The following is a 20,780-nucleotide window of genomic DNA, read 5'->3' on the forward strand; positions in this document are numbered from 1 at the left end:
AGAACTGCCGCAGCGCCAGGCCGGTGCCGACATTGCCGATCTGTTGCCGTTCAACTTTACTGCTGTTTAACAGCCGCTTGCCCGTCGATTAGGGCAACGTCAAGGTGCGGTAGAAATCGCGCTTACCATATTGACAAGCTAAGGCAGCTGTTGGCGCGCGGCCCGGCCAAGGCATCCGCGATCATGGATCCGACAGGCATCAGCCAGTCGACTTTGCCGCGCCTGTGGCAAGCCATCCCCGATGGTGTCGTACTGGGTGCCGGCAAGGCGCGCCAGTATGCGCTGCAACGTCAGGTACCGGGCGTTTCAAGTCCGCTGCCCCCGCTCTGCGTTCCGACTAGGAATCGGTCTTGGGAGATGTTGCATTTTAAAGAGTTCAAGTCCAACGTCCCAGCGTTATTCGAACACACTGCGCCAACTGGCTTACTGGGATAGGAACGAAGGTTAGATTGAACGCGGGTATGAAAGAGCGATACCGCATCGGCATGTACGGCCCGAAGCCAACAATGCCAAACAGCGTCAAGATTACGCGGACTGCTTGCTTTCCCTGACAGGTGCGCTACAATCAAACTTGTACGACTTATTGTACATGTTAGATCTATGAGTATCGTCTAGAGTCAATTTATCGAAAGAATATTCAGATCAATCCAAGGGCACACAAAAGTAGTACGGGATGAGGAGTAAAAAAATGAGAATTATTAATTTTTCCGATGCACGCAACAGCCTGAGGACTGTGATTGATCAGGTTGTAGAGGATGCGGACGTCACGGTGATTTCACGCAGGGATGCGCCGGATGCCGTGGTCATGTCCTTCGACCACTATAGTAGCTTGATGGAGACTGTCTATTTGCTTAGTTCGCCTGCCAACGCTGCGCACCTGGCGAAATCCATTGAGCAAGCACGTGCTGGTAAAGCGAAGCATCGGGATCTCATCGAAGTACCCGACGCTGAGGAAATTTCACATGCGAGACCTGCAATTCACGGATGAATGCTGGAACGACTACCTTTTTTGGCAGACCCAGGATAAAAAGACGCTAAAGCGAATTAATTTGCTCATCAAGGAAGCGTTGCGCAGTCCCTTTGAAGGAATCGGCAAGCCAGAACCTCTCAAAGGGAACTTGTCGGGACACTGGTCCAGGCGGATTGACGATACACATCGCCTGATTTACGTGGCTGACGATGAACATCTAACCGTTATTTCTTGCCGCCACCACTATTGAGTAGACAGGGCCGATTCCAGGCCCTGTTTTCTCGAAGCTATTTACGGCGCCACCGCCGTGCGCAGCACCGGATACAGATTCAGGCGCTCGTCGTACGACGTATGTCTTTTGGCGAAAAACGCCAGCCGCGCGTCCGGGTTCCTGGCGAAGGCCGGATCGCTGTCGACCTTCGCCTTGAACGCCGCCGCCAGCGCCGGATCGGCCGCCATCATCTCGCGCGCGACATCTTCGGCCACGTAATCTTCCATGTATTCCTTGCGCTCGAACGCCGTGTTGAACATCCCCCACTGCAGCAGCGAATCCGGGCCGGCCGGCTCGAACAGGGCGATCACCAAACGCGCCTTGGCCTGAGCAACCGGCACGAACAGCGCGCCCTTCTCGATCGCGCGCGGCTCCGCCTTCCACCCTCCCTGCAATGTCACGCGCACATGCGATTCGAGCGAGGCCGGCGCGTACGTCACCTTCTCGGCGCGGAAAGTCTCCACATCGGCCCTGGCCTGCGCCGCCCCCAAGGTGCGATAGCTGATGGCGTGCTGCCCCAGCTTGCGGGCCACCATGGCCGCATGCGCGGCCGGCACGATGTAGCCTGCCTTGGGTGCGGTAACCATCACGTCCGGCACGATCTCGTCGCGCAACGGCACAGTCCAGATCTGTGGTTTGGTTTCGTCGTAACGCGTCATCAGGGAGCCCGACACATCCGACTGCGTGCGCGTGTAGGCGTAACCACGGAAGTCGATCATGCGCTTTTTATCGGTCGCCTTGTAGGTCATCGGCAGCTCGGTCCCGCCCAAGCGCGCCGCGCGCCCATCGGCCTCGCGCGCGGCGCTCTGCCACGCCTTGCCGTGCTGCGCCACCTGCTCGAGCACCGACACCACCGAATTGCGCGTGATGCGCACGCGGGTCGGATAGTCTTTCCACGCATGGGTCTCGACCAGCACGCCGAGCCGGTTGCGCAAGGCAAAATAGCCGGTCGAAAAACGCGGGTCCGATACGCCATCGGCAAAGCCCGACGCCGGATTGTCTTCTTCGGCGAACGACATGTAGAACGGCTGCGGCATGGAACCGAGCTTGGTGATATCGGCCAGCACGCCGCTGCGCAGCGCCAGCCCGGCCTTGCGGAACTCAACGTCGGCCGAATGCACCGGTTCGACCTGGATCGAGATGTCGTGTTCGAACTTGGCGCCGTTGGTCACGTGCAGGTCGACATACACCAGCGGGTCCCACGCGTTCACCAGCGCCAGCATCGACTGCATCTCGATCGAGTCGGCCTTGGCGTAGTCGCGGTTCAGGTTGAAGTTCTGGGCGGTGGTGCGCCAGCCCATTTCGACCGGGCCGCGCTGGTTCGGCCGGTTCCATTGTTTGAAGCGCTCATGCCCGTCGACGTTGAAGACCGGGACGAACAGCAGCACCTGCTTGTCGAGCGCACCGGGGGCGGCGCGGTTTTCCAGCACCTCGCGCAGCGCCAGGAAGCCGGCGTCCTTGCCGTCGATCTCGCCGGCGTGGATGCCGCCCTGGACCAGCACCACTGGCAGCGCGCGCGCCGCCGCGGCCTGCGGGCTCAATGCGCCGGTGCGCGTGACCACCAGCGCCTGCATCGGGCGCCCTTCCGGCGTGCGTCCGAATTCGATGCACTTGACCTGCTTCGGATACGCTTTCTGGAATGCGGCGCACAGGGCGATGACTTCGTCGTAGCGGCCGGTTTTCTGGAACTGCGAACGTTCGGCGACGGTGGAGAGGTCGGGAGCGGCGTGGACGAAGGGAATGGCGGACAGCAGGGCAAGCAGCAGCGCAGAACGGATCATCGGTAAAGCTCCGGCAAAGTTGTCAATACAGGGCGCACGGTGCGCGCGAACCGGAAATTATAGTCGGCTTTGCGCGCCCGGTATCGGCAATCTGGCGTCGTTACGCGCTCTTGAAGTACGGCCGCTCCGATGAAAACAGCAGGCGCTTGACCGAGGTGCGCCATTCAGGCGGGGCCTTGTCGCCCAACAGCACCAGCGCCGCGCTCCAGGCATAGGCGCGCTGCTCGGGCGGGACGGTGTCGAGCAGGCGTTCGGCGGCGCGCGGATTCTTGCCGGCGATGATACTGTCGACAAAAGCGAGCATCGGCGCCTGATAAGGACCGGCGGCAGCGTGCGTCGCGTTGCGGTACGGCGCCGTGTCGTAGCCATGCTTCTGCGCCAGCGCCAGGCCGAACCAGACGTTGGCCTTGTCCATTCCCTCACCGAACGGCAGCGCCATGGCGCGTTTGATCAAGCCGCCGTCGGCGCCGTCGGAGGCTGCTGCGAGCCGCAAGACATGCGCGGCGCGCGCCGGATGGGCGGCGGCCATCTGGTGCGCCTCATTGAGGCGCCCGCTCGCCAGTGCGTGATACGCGCGCAGCGCCGAGCCCACCGGCAAGGTGCCTTTTTCGATCGTGAGCAGCTCGTCCAGCTGCGGCGACCTGCTTGCCAGTTGAGCGAGATCGGCGTCCTGCCCCAGCAAGCGCTTGAGGCGCGCCAGGTCCATGCTGGCGTAATTGCTGCCCGCCGCCGAGCCGCGCGCGATCTGTTCAAGGTCGGCCACGGCGTCGGTGAAGTCTTTCGAATGCAGCTTGTCGTAGGACGACCAGCGCGCCAGCCAGAGATTCTTGGGCCAGCGCGCGCGCGCCGCCAGCATCTCGCTGTGCGCGCCGGGGCCCGTGCCGCGGCAGCGCAGCGCGAGGTAGGCCAGGTCGCCGTCGTCGGGCTGCGCGGCCGATTGCGCGGCCAAGTCCTTGCACAACGCCGCTTTTTGCCCGGCGTCGACGAAGTCCATTTCGGCGCGCCGCAGAAGTACGTCGCGCGGGGCGCGCCGCAAGCGTTCCGCCAGCACGGCCGCAAACTCCGGGAACGTGGCGGCGTAGGTGAACCAGGTTTCGCTGTGCGCCGCGGAAGTATCGTCCCAGCGCGCGTGCAGCAGGCCAAGCTGCTTGGCCTTGGCCTCGTTATCGAGTGCGCTGATCTGGGCTTCCGGGCTGGCCTCGGCCAAGCCGTCAAGCACGCTGCGCGAGCCGCCGCCATGCTTGCTGGAGATCGACTCGGGCGGTTTTTCAAAGCGGAAGTCGGCGCGCCGGTCGACCCAGCGCACGGTGCCGAGCATCTCGTCCGGAACCGGCTTGTCGTTGCCGTACGTGGCGTGCCACTGCACCAGCGGCGTGGCCGAGGCGACGTTGTACACCGGATGCCCACCGCGCTCGGACACGGCGTCGAACGCTTCAATCAGGCGGCCGTCGCCGGTGCGCGTCTCGACGTGGTGCTTGCCCAATGCCGGCACGCTCAGTTCGCGCTTCACGTGCGCGGGCACCAGCGCCTTGCGGCCGTCGATGTCGACCGATACCGGCAAACCGAGGCCGTTGTAGACGATGATCACCGGATCGCTGCCGTAGGCCGACACACCGCCCTTGGTGAACGAGCCGGCGCTCAGGACGGCGATCACGATCGACGCCGCCACCAGCAGGCGCGCGGCGCCCGGCACCATGCCGTCGGCACGCTGGAAGCGCGCCCACCAGCCAAGCTGCTGCTGGCGCTTGCGTTCGGCGCCGGCCAGCAGCACCGGGTAGGACTCCGGCGCGCGCGACGGCCGCGGGGCGGCCACCATCGTTTCGCCGCCGCGCGAACAGCGCGCGATCATGGTTTCGGTCAGCAGCAATTCTTCGAGGGCATCCGCGCGCAGCGCATCGAGCCAGCTGGACAAGGCGTTGACCCAGCCGTCCGAGTAGTGCATGAAGTCGTTGATGGTGTCGGCATGGGGTGGCGTCATGCTGAAGTTGCCGAGCGCCGTTTGCCAGTCCGTGTCCACGGCCAAGCGCACCGCCAGGCGCGGGTCGATGTGCACCTGCGCCGCTTCGCGGTAGATCTGGTCCAGCACGGAGTACAGTCCGGCGGCCTGCCCCACCACGCGGGCGACGCCTTCGGCCGTCACCCGGTTCACGGCGGTGACCACCGCGGCCGCGTTGTGCATCATGCCTTGGGCGTCGCACAGGTCCGCCAGGCGGTGTTCGGCGTAGTGCACCAGCGCCAGCAGGCCATCGAGATAGGCTTGCCAGCCGCCGCCCAGTTGCCGCGCCATGTCCTGGTGCCAGCTGCGGCACAGCCGGTCGTGCTGGTACAGGCGCTGCTCGACCTCGTCGATCTCGGCGCGCACCCGCGCCAGCGCGGCGGGCAGCTGTTTCTTGCGGAATTCTTCGCCGCGCAGGCGCACCACGCCACCGGCCGCGGTCAGGTGGCCGGCGATCAGGGCGTCGAGCTGGTTGCGTTCATCGGTCAGTGTGCGCAGCTGGTGCACGTCGTCGGTCAGCGTGGCCGGGTACAGGCTCGCCAGCGTGGCCGGCGAGGCGGCGTAGTGGGCGTCGCGCAGTTGCGTCAGGGCCGAGGCATGGCGCGTCAGCGCGCGGCTGAAGTAGATGCCGCAATAGCGGCGGCTGTACTGTTCGCGCTTGAACGGGCGCGCCAGGGTCTTGAGCGACTCTTCCAGGTCGACGAAAGTGGGCTTGTGGTCACCCACCAGCAGGGTGCGCGTGATCTGTTCGCGCAGCGCCGCCGGCTGCTCGAAGATCGACCAGGCGCTGGCCGGGTCGATCTTTGCGTGCACGTAAATGCGCTTGGCGTTCGCTTCGCGTTCGTGATTGAGCGGGTGGGTCAGCCACATCTTCGACGGCTGCGCCAGTTCGGCCTTGAACACGCGGTGCTCGTGGCGCCGTTGTTCGGGCAGCGGCGGCACGTTGGCGTAGCTTGGGTCGTTGAGGATGTTGCTCATGCGCTGGAGGATGTGGGTCTGGACCGCGAACGCATCGCGTGTGGCGCGGCCGGCCGCGTATTCGCCCTGGATGAAGGCCAGTGCGCGGTCCCAGGCGTCGTCGGCGCCGCGCGTGCGGTGCAGCGCGTGGATCAGGGCATCGCTGCCGGTGAGCGACACGGCCACCAGGTCGGCCTGCATTTCCATTTCGCGCGAGAGGGCGCGCTGCATCAGCATGACGACCTGGAACACGGTGTCGAGCAGGGAACGGATCGACCAGATGATGACTTGCAGGACGCCGACGGCGATGGTCAGGCGAAAATCGATGCGGCCGATCCCGACCAAAAATTCGTCGAAGGTGTCGCGCCGCGTGACCATGTGGCCGACGATCTGCTGGGCCACGTAGGCCCAGCGCCCGACCGCCATCGAACGCTGGGCGAAGTGGCCGAATTCGTGCGCCAGCACGGCGCGCAGTTCGCCGCGCGAGAGGGTGTTTACCAGCGGCAGGCCAATGAGCAGATTCTTTTTGGACGGGAAAATCAGGTTGAACAGCGACAGGTCATAGAACACGGCGGCGTTGACGGTCGCCGACAGGAACACCCGGTGCGGACGCGGCGCGCCGGCGGCGTCGGCCAGTTCGAACAGGTAGGCGAACAGGCGCGGCTGGTCATCCGCCGTGACCTCGTGCAGGCCGTCGTACTTGGCATTACTGACCGAGAAAATCGCCTTGATCATCATCACCGCGATGAACAGCGAACAGACGGCCATGACCCAGGCAAAAATACCCAGGTCGCTGCCGGCGCCCTCGAAGAATACCTGCCACGGGGTGTACAGGAACCAGCCGGCCAGGCCGCAATACAGCGCGACGAACAGCAGCAGGCCGGCGACGGCCAGGCGCGCGCTGTTCTTGTAGGCGGCGCTCGGCGCGGTCAGGCGGGCCGTCAGATCGGAGGACGGGGCGTTGGTCGGGGCGTTGATGGCGTTCTCCAGGTGTTAAACAAGGTGCAAAGATGCAAAACGTTCAATTTTAAGGGAGAAATGCTGGAGCAATTTATCTAAACGCAATATATGTGCACAGATTGCAACATCAAATGCGCCCGTCCGACGCCGGCGATCCGGCGCTGCGCTCACAACTGCTTGAAATAGGGGCGCTCCGATGCGAACAGCATGCGCGTGACCGCCTTGCGCCACGCGGGCGGCGCCTTCTCGCCCAGCAGCACCAGCGCGGCGCTCCAGGCGTGCAGGCGCATGTCGGGGTCGGCCGCATCGAGCAGGCGGTCGGCCGCGAGCGGATCCTTGCCGGCGGCGATGCGGTCGAAGAAGGCCAGCATGCGCTCCGGGTCCCCGCCGGAGACGACGCGCGTCGCCGCGCGCCAGGGCGCCGTGTCGCCGCCGTGGCGGGTCGCCAGCGCCAGCCCGGTCCAGACGGTGGCGCTGTCCTGGCCTTGCTCGAACGGCAGTGCCATGGCGCGCTTGATCAAGGCGGCACTGGCGCCGTCCGAGGCCGCCGCCAGCCGCAGCACCTGCGCCGTGCGTGCCGGATCGGGTCCCTCGCCCTGTGTGGCCTCGTCGATGCGCCCGGCCGCAAGCGACTGGTAGGGGCGCACCGCCGCCTGCGGCGCCGGCCCCTCTTCGACCGCCAGCAGCAGCTGCAAGCGGCGCGACTTGGCCGCCAGCGCGCCGAGCTCGGGGGATGTCGACTCCGGCGCCAGCATGCGCCGCACCCGCGCCAGGGTCAGGCCGGCATCGTCGGCCATGGCCGGCGGGCCAAGGACAAGTTGTTCGAGCGCGGGTAGCGCCCCGGCGTAATCGGCGGCCTGCATCTTGTCGTAGGCGATCCAGCGCGCCAGCCACAGGTTGTTCGGCCAGCGCGCCCTTGCCTCGGCCATCCGGCGGGCGATGCCGGCATCGTCGCCCTGGCAGCGCAAGGCGAGGTAGGCGGCATCGCCGTCGTCAAGCCGCGCCGCCGCCTGGGCAGCGAGTTGCGCGCACAGGGCCGGTTTGCGCGCGCCAGCGGCGCGGCGCGCAGCCGCTCCTGGAGCACGGCGGCAAATTCCGGGAACTGGCCGGTGAAGCCAAGCCAGGTTTCGGCATCCGCCGTGGCGGTGCTGTCCCAGCGCGCGTGCACCAGGACCAGGCGCCTGGCCTGCGCCGCATCGGCAAGCATCGACAACTGGGTTTTCGGCGCGAATTCGTCCATGCCGCTCAACACGCTGCGGTGGCCGCCTTCCTTGCCGGGGATGCCCATGGGCGGCTGCTCGAACAGCAGATTGGCCTTGCTGTCGATCCAGCGCGGCGTGCCCAGCATCTTTTTCGGCACCGGGTCGGCGGCGCCATAGGCGACGGTCCACTCCACCAGCGGTGCGGCCGAGGCCACGTTGTAGACCGGATGCGCGAGCGGCGCCGAGAGCGCGTCGAACGCTTCGACCAGGCGCCCGTCGCCGCTGCGCGTCTCCACATGGTGCTTGCCCAGCAGCGGCACGCTGAACGCCATGTGCGCATGGGCGGCCAGGCTCTGCTGCCTGCCGTCGATGTTCACCCGCACCGGGATGCCGAGGCCGTTGTAGACCATGATCACCGGATCCCTGGCGAACACCGACACGCCGCCGGCACCGAACTTGCCGGCGCTGAGCGCGGCCAGCACGATCATCCCCGCCACCAGCAGGCGCGCGGCGGCCGGCGCCCGGCCCTCGGCCAGCTGGAAGCGCGCCCACCAGCCGAGCTGGCGCTGGCGCTGGCGTTCGCCGCCCGCCAGCAGCACCGGGTACGACGGCGGCACGCGCGAGTGCGCCGGGGCGGCGCGCATGCCTTCGCCGATGCGCGAGCAGCGCGCAATCTTCGCTTCGGTGGCCAGCAATTCGTCGAGGGCGGCGCCGCGCAGGGCATCGAGCCGGTCGGACAGGGACGTGACCAGTGGCGCGGCCTCGCGCATCCATGCGTTGATATTGCCTTCGCAGGGGACTGCATGGTGAATTGGCCCAGCGCCGCGCGCCAGTCGGCCGCCATGCCAAGCTGCTCGACGAGGCGCGGCGACAGGTGCACCGAGCCAGCTTCGCGGTAAAGCTGGGTCAGCACGTTGTACAGTTCACCGGCCTCGCCGACCACGCGCGTGACGCCGTCGGCGTTCACGCGGCGCAGCGCGGTGACCATCGCCACCGCGTTGTCCAACATGCCCTGCGCGTCGCGCAGGGCGGCCAGGCGGTGTTCGGCGTAGTGCACCAGCGCCAGCAGGCCGTCCAGATACGCGTCCCAGCCGCGCCCGAGCTGGTGCCCCATGTTCTGGTGCCAGCTGCGGCACAGCCAGTCGTGCTGGTGCAGGCGCGCGGCGATCGTGGCGCAGTCGGCCCGCAGCCGCACCAACGCGGCCGGGTACAGCGAGTCCAGCAGCTCCTGCTTTGCCTGGTAGTGGCCGGCGCGCAGTGCGCCCATGTCGCGTGCATGGCGGGTCAGCGCGCGGCCAAAATAGATGCCGCGATAGCGCGCGTGGAACTGTTCGCGCTCGAAGGGCTGCGCCAGCGCCTTGAGCGACTGCTCCAGGTCGACCGCGACGCTGTCGCCTTCGCCCAGCAGATGGCGGGTGATCGCGGCGCGCAGCGAGGCGGTGTGGTCGAAGACCGACCAGGCGCTGACCGGATCGGCCGGCGCGGCCACGTAGATGCGCTTGGCGTTGTCTTCGCGTTCGTGATTGAGCGGGTGGGTCAGCCACATTCTGGGGCGCTGGGCCAGGCCGGCCTTGAAGATGCGGTGCCGCTCGCGGCCCTGCTCGGGCAAGGGCGGGACCTCGGCGTAGGCAGGGTCGTTGAGAATGCCGCTGGTCAGCCGCAGCAATTCGGTCTGGACCGAAAACACGTCGCGCGTGGCGCGCCCGGCCGCGTGCTCGCTGGCGATGAAGGCGAGCGCGCGCGTCCAGGCGTCGTCGGCGCCGCGGGTGCGGTGCAGCGCGTGGATCAGGGCATCGCTGCCGGTCAGCGACACGGCCACCAGGTCGGCCTGCATTTCCATCTCGCGCGAGAGGGCGCGCTGCATCATCACCACCAGGCGGAACACCGAGTCGACCAGCGAGCGGATCGACCAGATGATCAGCTGCAGCGGGCCGACAATGAGCACCAGGCGGGCATCGATCCTGATTGCCCCGTCAAGGAAGGCATCGAGTTTGTCGCGCTGCGTGACCACGTGGCTGACGATTTGCCGGGCCACGTAGACCCAGCCGCCGACCGCCATCGAGCGCTGCGCGAAATGGCCGAATTCGTGCGCCAGCACGGCGCGCAATTCGCCGCGCGAGAGCGCGTTTACCAGCGGCAGGCCGATCTCGAGACTTTTCCTGGCCGGGAAAATCAGGTTGTACAGCGAGATGTCGTAGAACACGGCGGCGTTCACGCTGGCCGACAGGAACACCTTGTGCGGACGCGGTGCGCGGGCGGCGTCGGCCAGTTCGAACAGATAGGCGAACAGGCGTGGCTGGTCCGTTTCGGTCACTTCGAGCAGGCCGTCGTAACGCGCGCTGCGTACCGAGATCATCGCCTTGATCATCAAGGCGCCGATGAACAGCGAGCAGGCGCCCATGAAGTAGGAAAAGCTGCCAAGGTCGCTGCCGGCGCCGTCGACGAACACCTGCCAGGCGGTGACCACGAACCAGCCGGCCATCGCGCAGTACAGGGCGACGAACAGCAGCAGGGAGGCGACCGCAAGGCGCACGCTGTTCTTGTAGGCGGCGCTCGGCGCGGCCAGTTCGGGCGAGATGGCGTCGGTCGGGGCGTTGATGGGGTTCTCCAGGCACTGAGGATGCTGCAAAACATGCAATTTTAACGGAGAAGCTCAGGCAAAAATTCTCCAAGCGCAATATATATGAACAAAAAGCAACGCCAAGCGTGCACTGCCTTGGGGTTTTCTTTGTTAATCTGACTACATTGCCGGCGGCCGCCGGCGTTCAAGGGAAAAAGTGATGACGACCGAACTGATGATCCTGGGCTGGACCCTGGTGCTGGCGCTGGTGCAGATCATGGCGACCGGGGCTTTCCGCAACAAGGAGACCGGGATGAAGTACAACATGAGCGCGCGCGACACGCCGGCGCCGCCGCCGGGCGTGGTGACGGCGCGCTTGCAGCGGGCGCAGGCCAATCTGTTCGAAACGCTGCCGCTGTTCGCGGCGGCCGTGCTGATCGCGCATGTGGGCGGGCGCGAGGGCGACCTGACCTTATGGGGCGCGTGGGCTTACCTGATCGCGCGCGTGCTGTACGTGCCGCTGTATGCGGCCGGCATTCCGGTGGTGCGCTCGATTGTGTGGACGGTGTCGCTGGTGGGACTGGGGATGGTGCTGGCGGCGATCTTGCTGCCATAGAATCCGAGACGGTCTACTACCGCTAAATTACGCTCCGTCGCCCCCGCGCAGGCGGGGGCGACGGAGCAAAAACGAGCGCCAAAGATGTGAGGCGCTGGTGTTCTCACCCGTCGGATTTAAACCAGATCCATCGTGTATTCGAGTTCGTAGTAATGGGTGTTGTCGATCATATCGAGCTTGAATTTGCCCTGGATGCCGGTCAGTCCCTCGGTCCCCGACCCCGGCACGATGCTGATCGACAGGTGGCTGGCGCCGGCGTGCATGGTGCCCGCGTGCTGCAGCGCGAAGCTGCCGCTCATGCCGTCCAGGGTCCCGGTCACGTGTTCGATGGCCACGTAGCCCGCCGACCCGGCCGCCGGATTGCCGGCCGAGAGCATCTCGCCCTGGCCGATGCCGATCAAGTCGCCGCTGTAGTATTTATCGATCAGCATGCGCCCGAGCGAGACGCGCCCGGCGCCCTCCCCGGATGGCGGCGCCTGCATGGTGATCTCGAAAGTGCCCTTGGCGGTAATGAACATGGTGGTCTGCCCGGTCGATTGCGATGCCGATATCATAACCCGGAGACGAAAAAATGGCCCGCTTGAGAGCGGGCCATTCATCTTGCGCCAACCGGTGTTACGCGACCCGGTCTACGCGACGCGGTCTTACGCGACCCGATGGATCTGGATCACGCCGTCCGGCGAGGCCGGCTTGCCGAAAGCGGCCAGCAGCGCCGCTTCCTTCTCCTTGGCCGCTTTCAGGTGACGTTCCTTCACATGCCCATACCCGCGAATATCTTCAGGGATGCTGGCAATGGCCACCGCTTGCGGCAGGGTCTCGGCATTCAACTTCGGCAGCAGCGAACCGACCGTATTGCGGTACTCGGCGATCAGCGCGCGTTCCATCTTGCGCTCGGCGGTGTAGCCGAAGATATCGAGCGCGCCGCCACGCAGGCCCTTCATCCTGGCCATCAGGCCGAACGCCTTCATCATCCATGGGCCGAATTCCTGCTTGATCAGCTGGCCCTTGGAGTCGTGCTTGGCGAACAGCGGCGGCGCCAGGTGGAACTTGAGCTTGATGTCGCCCTCGAACATGCCCGCGATCTTCTCCTGGAAGGCGCCGCTGGTGTACAGGCGCGCGACTTCATACTCGTCCTTGTACGCCATCAGCTTGTAGAAGTAGCGCGCGACCGCCTCGCTCAGGCGCGTGCCCTTGCCCAGCTTCGCTTCCTCGGCGCGCACCTGGTCCACAAACGCCTTGTACTGGTTGGCGTAGGCGACATCCTGGTAAGCGGTCAGCAGCTCGATGCGCTTGTTGATGATTTCGTCCAGGCTTTGCGTGCGCTTGAATTCGATCACCTTGGCCGGCGTGGTCATTTTCACCAGCGACTGCAGATCGTGCGCAGCCGTGCGGCCCCAGGTAAAGGCGCTCTTGTTAAAGCCCACCGATACGTTGTTCAGTTCAATCGCCTTCATGATCGACGCTTCGGTCAGGGGCACCTGGCCTTTTTGCCACGCGTAGCCGAGCATGAACATATTGGTGGCGATCGAGTCGCCCATCAGCGCGGTGGCGATCTGGCCGGCGTCGACAAAGTCCACGCGCTCGGCGCCGCAGGCCTTGACGATCTCGGCCTGCGAGGACGCGCCAGGGAACTGCCAGTCCGGGTTCTTGACGAAAGCCGCCGTCGAGGAACCGGTCGAATTGATCGCCGCGTAGGTGCGTCCTTCGCCCATGCGCGAGAGCGCATCGCGGCTGGCCGTGACGATCAGGTCGCAGCCGATCACCAGATCGGCGCTGCCGGTGCCCACGCGGGTCGAATGCAAATCGGCCTGCTTGTCGGCCAGGCGCACGTGCGACATCACCGGGCCGCCCTTCTGGGCCAGTCCGCTCATGTCGAGCACGATCGCGCCCTTGCCTTCGACGTGGGCCGCCATCGCCAGGATCTGGCCGACGGTGACCACGCCGGTGCCGCCGATCCCGGTGATCAGGATGCCGTACGGCGCCGCCGTGCCCTTGAGCACAGGCGTCGGCAGCTGCGGCGGGGCCGCGTCGCCGGTGGCGGCTTTCTTCGGTTTCTTGAGCGAGCCGCCTTCGACCGTGACAAAACTCGGGCAGAAGCCGGTCACGCACGAGAAGTCCTTGTTACAGGACGACTGGTTGATCTGGCGCTTGCGGCCCAGTTCCGTTTCGAGCGGTTCGACCGACAGGCAGTTCGACTGCACCGAGCAGTCGCCGCAGCCTTCGCACACAGCCTCGTTGATGACGGCGCGCTTGGCTGGATCCGGATACTCGTTGCGTTTCCGGCGGCGGCGTTTTTCGGACGCACAGGTCTGGTCGTAGATCATGGCCGACACGCCCGGCTTGTCGCGCAGTTCGCGCTGCACGTCCATCAATTCGCTGCGGTGGCGCACGGTCACGCCCTCGGCCCACTTGTAGTCGGACGGGTATTTTTCGGGTTCGTCGGTGACCACGATGATCGGTCCCACGCCTTCGGCCGCGATCTGGCGGCTGATCATGCCCGGGTCGAGCGGACCATCGAATTCCTGGCCGCCGGTCATGGCCACGGCGTCGTTGAACAGGATCTTGTAGGTGATGTTGACCTTGGCCGACACCGCCGCGCGGATCGCCAGGATCCCCGAGTGGAAGTAGGTGCCGTCGCCGAGGTTGGTGAAGACGTGCTTCTCGTTGGTGAACGGCGCCTGGCCGACCCAGGTGACGCCTTCGGCGCCCATGTGGGTGAAGGTCGAGGTTTCGCGGTCCATCCACAGCACCATGTAATGGCAGCCGATGCCGGCCAGCGCGCGCGAGCCTTCCGGCACCTTGGTCGACGAATTGTGCGGGCAGCCGGAGCAGAAGTACGGGGTGCGGTCGGTGTCGGGATTGGGCTTGGTGCTGACGTTTTTCAGTACCAGCTCTTTCGCTTCCAGGTAGGCGATGCGCTCTTTCACGCGCTGCTCGACCGGATGGCCGGCGCAGTAGTGCGAGATGCGGCTGGCGATCGCGCGCGCGATCTGGGCCGGGTTGAGCTCATAGGTGGCCGGCAGCAGCCAGTCGCCGTGGCCGGTGCCGCCCTTGTTCGACCATTCGCCGGTGTCGTCGAATTTGCCGACCACGCGCGGCCGCTGGCCGTCCGGCAGGTTGTACAGTTCTTCCTTGAGCGCGTATTCGAGGATCTGGCGCTTTTCTTCGACCACCAGGATTTCGTCCAGGCCCTTGGCGAATTCGTGCACGCCTTCCGCTTCGAGCGGCCAGGTCATGCCGATCTTGTACAGGCGGATGCCGATGTCGGCGGCAGCCTGCTCGTCGATGCCCAGGTCGGCCAGCGCCTGGCGCGTGTCCAGATACGATTTGCCGGCGGTGATGATGCCGATCCTCGGTGCCGGGCTGTCCCAGATGATCTTGTTGAGCTTGTTGACGCGCGCGTAAGCCAGGGCCGCGTACCACTTGAAGCTGTTCATCCGCACTTCCATATCGAGCACGGTGTCGGGCCAGCGGATATTCAGGCCGCCTTCGGGCAGCACGAAGTCGGTCGGCAGTTCGATCTGCACGCGGTCCGGGTCGAAGTCGACCACGGCGCCGGACTCGATGATGTCGGTGACGCACTTCATCGATACCCACAGGCCGGTGTAGCGGCTCATGGCCCAGGCGTGCAGGCCGTAGTCGATGTATTCCTGCACCGAGGCCGGGTACAGCACCGGAATGCCGCAGGCGTTCAGGATATGGTCGGACTGGTGCGCGGTCGACGAGGACTTGGCCGCGTGATCGTCGCCGGCCAGTACCAGCACGCCGCCATGCCTGGCGCTGCCGGCATTGTTGGCGTGCTTGAAAACGTCGCCGCAGCGGTCCACGCCGGGGCCTTTGCCGTACCACATCGAGAACACGCCGTCGTACTTGGCGTCCTTGAACAGGTTCGTTTGCTGGGTGCCCCAGACCGCGGTGGCGGCCAGGTCTTCGTTCATCCCGGGATGGAATTTGACGTGGTGGGCGTCGAGGTGCTTCTTGGCCTTGACCGCGGTCATGTCGACCGAGGTGACCGGCGAGCCGCGGTAGCCGGTGATGTAGCCGGCGGTGTTCAGCCCGGCCTTGAGATCGCGTTCGCGCTGCATCATCGGCAGGCGGATCAGCGCCTGGGTGCCGGTCATGAAGGCGCGCCCGCGCTCCAGCGTCCATTTGTCGTCGAGCGAAATCTCGTGCGACGGCTCGGCATCGAGGTGAGCCCGGTCTAGTGGTGCGTTCATTGTCTTTGTCTCCGTATGTTCTTGTGCGTTGCTGAGCGCACCGTCTTGGCGGTGCGCTTGTACCCTGCTTACGCCACGGTCGTATCTTGGAGCACGCCGCGCTTGATCTGGTCGAGTTCAATCGACTCGAACAGCGCGCGGAAATTACCTTCGCCAAAACCCTGGTCACCCTTGCGCTGGATGATCTCGAAGAAGATCGGGCCGATCACCGTCTGCGTGAAAATCTGCAGCAGCAGTTCGCGCTCGCTCTCGTTGCTATGGCCATCGATCAGGATGCGCAGGCGGCGCAGCTCGTCGAGGTTTTCGCCATGGCCAGGCAGGCGGCGGTTGATCAGCTCGTAATAAGTCTCGATCGTATCCTGGAACACGATACCGGTGTCGCGCATGCCCTGGATCGACTGATAGATATTGTCGGTGCCGAGCGCGATGTGCTGGATGCCTTCGCCATGGTAGGCGTCGAGGTATTCGGCGATCTGCGATTTGTCGTCCGACGATTCGTTGATCGGAATGCGGATCTTGCCGCACGGGGAAGTCATGGCTTTCGACTTCAGGCCGGTCAGCTTGCCTTCGATGTCGAAGTAGCGCACTTCGCGGAAGTTGAACAGGTTCTCGTAGAACTCGGCCCATTCCTTCATGCGGCCGCGGTGCACGTTGTGGGTCAGGTGATCGATGTAGGTCAGGCCGTTGCCGACCGGGTTGGCCACGGCGCCCGGAATGGCGACGAAGTCGACGTCATAGATGCTGATGTCGCCGATGGTGCCTGGCGCCGAACCGGCGTTGGCGCCCTTGCCGCGCCAGCGGTCCACAAAATACAGGAGCGAGTCGCCCACGCCCTTGATGGCGGGGATGTTCAGTTCCATCGGGCCGGTCTTGTTGTCGAAGCCCCAGGCGCCCAGTTCGAGCGCGCGGCGGTACGCCATGGCGGCGTCGTCGACGCGGATGGCGATGGCGCAGACGGAGGGGCCGTGGCTGCGCGCGAAGCGCTGCGCGAACGAGTCTTTTTCGGCGTTGATGATGAAGTTGATGTCGCCCTGGCGGTACAAGGTGACGTCCTTGTGGCGGTGGCGCGCGATGGCGGTGAAGCCCATTTGCTCGAACAGCGCGCCAAGCGCTTTCGGATCCGGCGCCGCGTACTCCACGAACTCGAATCCATCGGTCCCCATCGGGTTTTCCCAAGGCGTAAATTGCATGACAGTCTCCTATTTTAATAGGGCACAGTATAGTCCCGCGACACAGGCATTAAATTTCAAACACTGCCCTACGGCCGGCAATTTGAGCAATAATATTGCGTTGAAATGGGGCTTTCGGAGGAAATATGCCAAAAATTGTGCTCGATAAAACAGATCGGAAGATTCTGGCGATCTTGCAGGCGGACGGGCGCCTGTCGAACCAGGACGTGGCCGACCGGGTCAGCCTGTCGCCCTCGCCCTGCCTGCGGCGCATCAAGCGGCTGGAGGAAGCGGGCGTGATCCGCCAGTACGTGGCGCTGCTCGATCCGGCCCAGATCGGGCTCGGTTTGCTGGCGTATGTCAACGTGCGGCTGGAAAAGCACAGCGAGGCGTCCAGCAACGCGGCCGGCGCGCGCCGCGCCACCAGTTCGCCGCATGCGGACTTTGCGCTGTCGGTCGAGCACTGGCCGGAAGTGGTGGCCTGCTACGCGATGACCGGGGAGATGGATTACCTGCTGCGCGTGCACGTGGAAGACATGGACCACTTCTCGCGCTTCATGATGCAGACCTTGCTCAGCCACCCGGCGGTGGCCGATGTGAAGTCGAGTTTCGCACTCCAGCGCATCAAGGATACGACCGCGCTGCCGCTGGTGTAAGCGCAGCGCTCGAGGCCTTACTTCTTCGGCACGAAGAACTTGACGGCGGCGCGGGTGTTGGCCTTGAGGGTGTAGTCGATGGTGGCGAACTGCTCTTCGATGGCTTCTTTGAGCATGCTGGCCGGGTCGGGCGGCAAGAGGCGCAGGTAGGCGTCGGCTTCGCCGTAGTCGCGCTGGATCTCCATGCCGGCCTTTTTCGCGATGTGCATCATGGTCTGGTTGGACGAGAGGCAGTGCATGTACAAGGTGTCGACATCGAGATTGCGGCAGCGGATGGCGGCGCGCTCGAACAGCTTGGAACCGATGCCCAGGCCGCGCGCGGAAGCCGACACCGAGACGCCGAATTCGGCCACGATGTCCTTGGTGGTGCTGCTCAGGGCGTGGGTCGATTCCTTGGGCGCGAACGCCAGGTGACCGACCGCGACCAGCTTGAAGACCGGGTTGTAGACGCCGTACACGGTGTCGTGCGAGAAGTCGATCTTGCCGACGTAGGTTTCGACCAGTTCATCGGGCAGCTTGGTGCCGAAGCGCAGCAAGCGGTCACTATCGTCGAGCGCGAGGAAATGCTTGAGCACGCGACGGCGGTCGCGTTCGTGGAGCTGCTTGACCAGCACCTTGCGCCGGGTCTTGCGGCTCTTGCGGGCGCTGAGCCAGTTGCTGAAAGGGTTTGTGAACATGGGCCGGACTCCGTGACGTCGATTGTGCAGTGCACCAATTACCCATTGTAGCTTATTCCACGCACCGTCCTTCCCGGCATTGCCGGAAACGACTTCCCGCCAAGTTTGTTGCTTAGCCCACGGCCACAGCATGAACTTGGGTTCCCGCCTGCGCGGGAACGACGACTCTTGGGCTCATGGTGCCAACTGCGTCGAACGCCCTGGCGCCGACTTTAATGACGCTCAAACCGGTGTTGTTACCGCCGTCGCCAGCGGCGCCTCGTTCCACTGCGCCTGCGGGCTGAACGAAATGCCGTTCTTGCCGCCCTGCTTGGCCTGGTACATGGCCTGGTCGGCGTCGGCCAGCAAGGCCGGCGCGCCGCGCATGAAGCCTTCCTTGCCCTTTGCGCTGGCCACGCCGATACTGGCCGAAATGCGCACCGGGAAGCCGCCCGCCTCGGTGATCGAGCGGATCGCGTCGAGCGTCTGCTGCGCCACCCGCAGTGCGCCATCGCGCCCGCTGACCTCTTCCAGCAGGATCACGAATTCGTCCCCGCCCAGGCGCGCCAGCGCGTCTTCCTTGCGCAGCTTTTCCTGCACCCGCCTGGCCACTTCGCACAGCACCAGGTCGCCGGTGGCGTGCCCGTAGGTGTCGTTGACCGCCTTGAAGCCATCGAGGTCGATGAACATCGCCACCACCACGTCGCCGCGCCGCCCTGCCCGCACCAGCGCATGCGCCAGCAGGCGCGTCAGCTCGCCGTAGTTGATCAATCCCGTCAGGCTGTCGTGCTGCGCCAGCTGTTTCAGGCGCTCCGACTGCGTCTCCAGCTCCGCGGTGCGCTCGGCCACGCGGTGCTCCAGGGTCTCGTTGGCCGCCTGCAAACTGCGATTGACCTCGCCGATGATGCTGTAGCTGCGCACCAGGCGCCGCGCCACATACATCAGCAACAGCAGCAGCAGGCCCGAATAGGCGAACAAATAGGTGCGGTAGCGCTGCTTTTCGATCAGCACCTGGTCGAACGAGGTGTCGAACAGGCCGCCCAGCTTTTCCATCGCCTCGGCCGTGCGGCTGTTCGCGATCTGCATTTCGAGTTCGTTTTCCAGCTGGCGGTAGCGCAGAATCGCGTGCGCGTGGCGTCCCAGTTCGTCGATGGTGTCGCTCACGCTGTCCGAAAAATCGCCGCGCAAGGGCTGCATCGAGGCGATCGTGCGCTCGATCTGCGCCGCCAGCGCCGGCGACGGCGCCAGGTTGTAGCGCAGGATGTCGCTCAACAGGCTGTTGAGCGCCGTATCGAGCGCCACCACGATGCGGCCGGGGACGATCGCCCCTTCGATGCCATTCAACTCGGTTTTCAGGTCGGTGATCGCGGGCGGGAAAAAGATCAGCGAATTGCGCAGGATCGCGTTCTGGGTCTTGAACTGTTCGACCAGTTCTTCCTTCTTCACCAGCGCGCGCTTGACTTCTTCGAGCGCGTCTTCGGCTTTCGGGTTGCCGGTCATCGGCAAGGCGGCGGCCAGGCGCAGCTGCAGTTCGCGCATGCGCGGCAGCGGGGTCGAGAGCGGGTCGTAGTTGCTGTTCAAGCCGATGTGCGAGCGCAGGATGTTGACGTTCCACTCCGAATCGAGCTTTTCCAGCTCGCGCAGGTTGAGCATGACCCGGTTCTGCGCTTCCAGGTCGACGGCCTGGGTACGGTTGAACAGCACGCCCAGCACCACCATCAGCGCGATCAGCAGCAGCAGCGAGGCGACCCGGCGCCAGGAACCGAGCACGCCTCTCATGGCGACACTCCCGGGGACGCGGCCGGCACCAGCTTCTCGCCGCTCAGGGTGTGCAAGAAGCGCACGATCAGGTCCTTGTCCTGCTGCGAGGCGGTGCGCCCGAGCTGGTACTTGAACATCAGCTCCACCGCCTGGTCGAGGGTGGCGACCGAGCCGTCGTGGAAGTACGGCGCCGTCAGCGCCACGTTGCGCAGGCCCGGCACGCGGAACACGTGGCGGTCGATATTGCGCTTGGTCTCGTGGTAGCGGCCCAGGTCCGTGCCGCTCGTTTCCAGCCCCGGCAGCTCGCGCATGGCGCCCAGTTTCTGGAACAGGTTGCCGCCCAGGTTGATGCCCTGGTGGCAGGCCGCGCAGCCGAAACTCTTGAAGCGCAGGTAGCCGCGTTCTTCCTCGGCAGTGATGGCGTTGGCCTCGCCGCGCAGGTAGCGGTCGAAGCGCGAGGGCGTCACCAGCGAGCGCAGATACTGGTCGAGCGCATCGCGCACATAGGCCGGGCGCAGGGCGTCGCCGTAGACGTCCTTGAACTGGGCCGCCAGCGCCTCGTCGCGCGTCAGGCGCGCGGCCACCACATCCCAATTGTCGGCAAACACCGCGGGCCTGGCGATAACGTGGTCGAGCAGCTGCTCGACGCCGCTGTAGCGCCCGGTCCAGGTCTGGCGGAAGTTGAAACTGCTGTTGTATACGGTGGGCGTGTTGAAGCGCGCCGGTTTGCCGTCCGGGCCAAGGGCGATGGCCTTGCCGTCGGCGCCGCCCCGGCGCAGCTGGTGGCAGGTGGCGCAGCTGTGCGTGCTCTCGCGCGAAAAACGCGGGTCCACGAACAGGCGCGCGCCCAGCGCGATGCGCGCGGGGTCGCCCACCGCCTGCATCGGCAGCGGACGGATTGGCTCATTGACAAGCGCCTGGGCCGCAGCGGAGCCTGCCCAGCAGCAGGCGAGCGCGCCTACAGTCCGGCGCAAGGTGGACAACATCCCGTTTCTCCGTGTCAATGCC

Annotated in this window: 14 protein-coding genes; 4 read left to right on the forward strand and 10 right to left on the reverse strand. The window is 65.2% G+C overall.

Annotated features, from left to right (window positions below):
- The first annotated feature begins 688 nt into the window (after positions 1–688).
- Entirely contained in the window at positions 689–988 is a 300-nt protein-coding gene (locus F2P45_RS30935; RefSeq protein WP_166882062.1) for a type II toxin-antitoxin system Phd/YefM family antitoxin, read from the forward strand.
- The gene (locus F2P45_RS30940) at positions 963–1,220 is read left to right on the forward strand and encodes a Txe/YoeB family addiction module toxin (protein ID WP_166882063.1); all 258 of its coding nucleotides are present in this window, start codon (positions 963–965) and stop codon (positions 1,218–1,220) included. Before F2P45_RS30935 ends, F2P45_RS30940 begins: the two co-directional genes overlap by 26 nt.
- Positions 1,221–1,261: 41 nt before the next feature.
- Here F2P45_RS30940 and F2P45_RS30945 read toward each other — a convergent pair whose 3' ends face one another.
- From F2P45_RS30945 to F2P45_RS30960, 4 genes are all read right to left on the reverse strand, one after another.
- Complete coding sequence (locus tag F2P45_RS30945) at positions 1,262–3,022, reverse strand: M14 family zinc carboxypeptidase (RefSeq protein ID WP_166882064.1); 1,761 nt, start codon at positions 3,020–3,022, stop codon at positions 1,262–1,264.
- Positions 3,023–3,122: 100 nt separating this feature from the next.
- Entirely contained in the window at positions 3,123–6,743 is a 3,621-nt protein-coding gene (locus F2P45_RS30950; protein ID WP_166882065.1) for a M48 family metallopeptidase, read from the reverse strand.
- A 359-nt stretch (positions 6,744–7,102) separates the two neighbouring features.
- The gene (locus F2P45_RS30955; protein WP_166882066.1) at positions 7,103–7,732 is read right to left on the reverse strand and encodes a hypothetical protein; all 630 of its coding nucleotides are present in this window, start codon (positions 7,730–7,732) and stop codon (positions 7,103–7,105) included.
- A gap of 889 nt (positions 7,733–8,621) precedes the next feature.
- A complete protein-coding gene (locus F2P45_RS30960; RefSeq protein WP_166882067.1) occupies positions 8,622–10,766 on the reverse strand; it encodes a M48 family metallopeptidase in 2,145 nt (714 codons plus the stop codon).
- A gap of 151 nt (positions 10,767–10,917) precedes the next feature.
- Between F2P45_RS30960 and F2P45_RS30965 the strand changes: the two genes are divergently transcribed.
- Entirely contained in the window at positions 10,918–11,313 is a 396-nt protein-coding gene (locus F2P45_RS30965; protein WP_166882068.1) for an MAPEG family protein, read from the forward strand.
- A gap of 116 nt (positions 11,314–11,429) precedes the next feature.
- On the opposite strand, the gene F2P45_RS30970 is transcribed toward F2P45_RS30965, so the two are convergent.
- The 3 genes from F2P45_RS30970 to hppD all read right to left on the reverse strand — a co-directional run bounded on the left by F2P45_RS30970 (position 11,430) and on the right by hppD (position 16,720).
- On the reverse strand, positions 11,430–11,831 hold the full coding sequence (locus F2P45_RS30970) for a DUF3224 domain-containing protein (RefSeq protein WP_166882069.1): 402 nt from the start codon (positions 11,829–11,831) through the stop codon (positions 11,430–11,432).
- A gap of 126 nt (positions 11,832–11,957) precedes the next feature.
- The gene (locus tag F2P45_RS30975) at positions 11,958–15,530 is read right to left on the reverse strand and encodes an indolepyruvate ferredoxin oxidoreductase family protein (protein WP_166882070.1); all 3,573 of its coding nucleotides are present in this window, start codon (positions 15,528–15,530) and stop codon (positions 11,958–11,960) included.
- Positions 15,531–15,598: 68 nt separating this feature from the next.
- Complete coding sequence (gene hppD / locus F2P45_RS30980; protein WP_166882071.1) at positions 15,599–16,720, reverse strand: 4-hydroxyphenylpyruvate dioxygenase; 1,122 nt, start codon at positions 16,718–16,720, stop codon at positions 15,599–15,601.
- 125 nt (positions 16,721–16,845) lie between these two features.
- Between hppD and F2P45_RS30985 the strand changes: the two genes are divergently transcribed.
- Entirely contained in the window at positions 16,846–17,355 is a 510-nt protein-coding gene (locus F2P45_RS30985) for an Lrp/AsnC family transcriptional regulator (protein ID WP_099873715.1), read from the forward strand.
- Between the two features lie 17 nt (positions 17,356–17,372).
- Here the strand turns inward: F2P45_RS30985 and F2P45_RS30990 are convergent, their stop codons facing one another.
- From F2P45_RS30990 to F2P45_RS31000, 3 genes are all read right to left on the reverse strand, one after another.
- A complete protein-coding gene (locus F2P45_RS30990) occupies positions 17,373–18,032 on the reverse strand; it encodes a GNAT family N-acetyltransferase (RefSeq protein WP_166882072.1) in 660 nt (219 codons plus the stop codon).
- Positions 18,033–18,254: 222 nt separating this feature from the next.
- Positions 18,255–19,790: a DAHL domain-containing protein gene (locus F2P45_RS30995; RefSeq protein WP_166882073.1), complete on the reverse strand. Its 1,536-nt coding sequence runs from the start codon at positions 19,788–19,790 to the stop codon at positions 18,255–18,257.
- Entirely contained in the window at positions 19,787–20,758 is a 972-nt protein-coding gene (locus tag F2P45_RS31000) for a cytochrome-c peroxidase (protein ID WP_166882074.1), read from the reverse strand. Before F2P45_RS31000 ends, F2P45_RS30995 begins: the two co-directional genes overlap by 4 nt.
- Positions 20,759–20,780 lie beyond the last annotated feature (22 nt).

The sequence above is a fragment of the Massilia mucilaginosa genome (assembly GCF_011682145.1).
GTDB classification, from domain to species: Bacteria; Pseudomonadota; Gammaproteobacteria; order Burkholderiales; family Burkholderiaceae_D; genus Telluria_A; species Telluria_A mucilaginosa.

Excerpts from the sequence above, each read along its gene's own strand:
- F2P45_RS30935 (WP_166882062.1), top strand. The coding sequence starts at position 689 with ATGAGAATTATTAATTTTTCCGATGCACGCAACAGCCTGAGGACTGTG.
- F2P45_RS30940 (WP_166882063.1), top strand. The coding sequence starts at position 963 with ATGCGAGACCTGCAATTCACGGATGAATGCTGGAACGACTACCTTTTT.
- F2P45_RS30945 (WP_166882064.1), bottom strand. The coding sequence starts at position 3,022 with ATGATCCGTTCTGCGCTGCTGCTTGCCCTGCTGTCCGCCATTCCCTTC.
- F2P45_RS30950 (WP_166882065.1), bottom strand. The coding sequence starts at position 6,743 with ATGGCCGTCTGTTCGCTGTTCATCGCGGTGATGATGATCAAGGCGATT.
- F2P45_RS30955 (WP_166882066.1), bottom strand. The coding sequence starts at position 7,732 with ATGGCCGACGATGCCGGCCTGACCCTGGCGCGGGTGCGGCGCATGCTG.
- F2P45_RS30965 (WP_166882068.1), top strand. The coding sequence starts at position 10,918 with ATGACGACCGAACTGATGATCCTGGGCTGGACCCTGGTGCTGGCGCTG.
- F2P45_RS30970 (WP_166882069.1), bottom strand. The coding sequence starts at position 11,831 with ATGTTCATTACCGCCAAGGGCACTTTCGAGATCACCATGCAGGCGCCG.
- F2P45_RS30975 (WP_166882070.1), bottom strand. The coding sequence starts at position 15,530 with ATGAACGCACCACTAGACCGGGCTCACCTCGATGCCGAGCCGTCGCAC.
- hppD (WP_166882071.1), bottom strand. The coding sequence starts at position 16,720 with ATGCAATTTACGCCTTGGGAAAACCCGATGGGGACCGATGGATTCGAG.
- F2P45_RS30985 (WP_099873715.1), top strand. The coding sequence starts at position 16,846 with ATGCCAAAAATTGTGCTCGATAAAACAGATCGGAAGATTCTGGCGATC.
- F2P45_RS30990 (WP_166882072.1), bottom strand. The coding sequence starts at position 18,032 with ATGTTCACAAACCCTTTCAGCAACTGGCTCAGCGCCCGCAAGAGCCGC.
- F2P45_RS30995 (WP_166882073.1), bottom strand. The coding sequence starts at position 19,790 with ATGAGAGGCGTGCTCGGTTCCTGGCGCCGGGTCGCCTCGCTGCTGCTG.
- F2P45_RS31000 (WP_166882074.1), bottom strand. The coding sequence starts at position 20,758 with ATGTTGTCCACCTTGCGCCGGACTGTAGGCGCGCTCGCCTGCTGCTGG.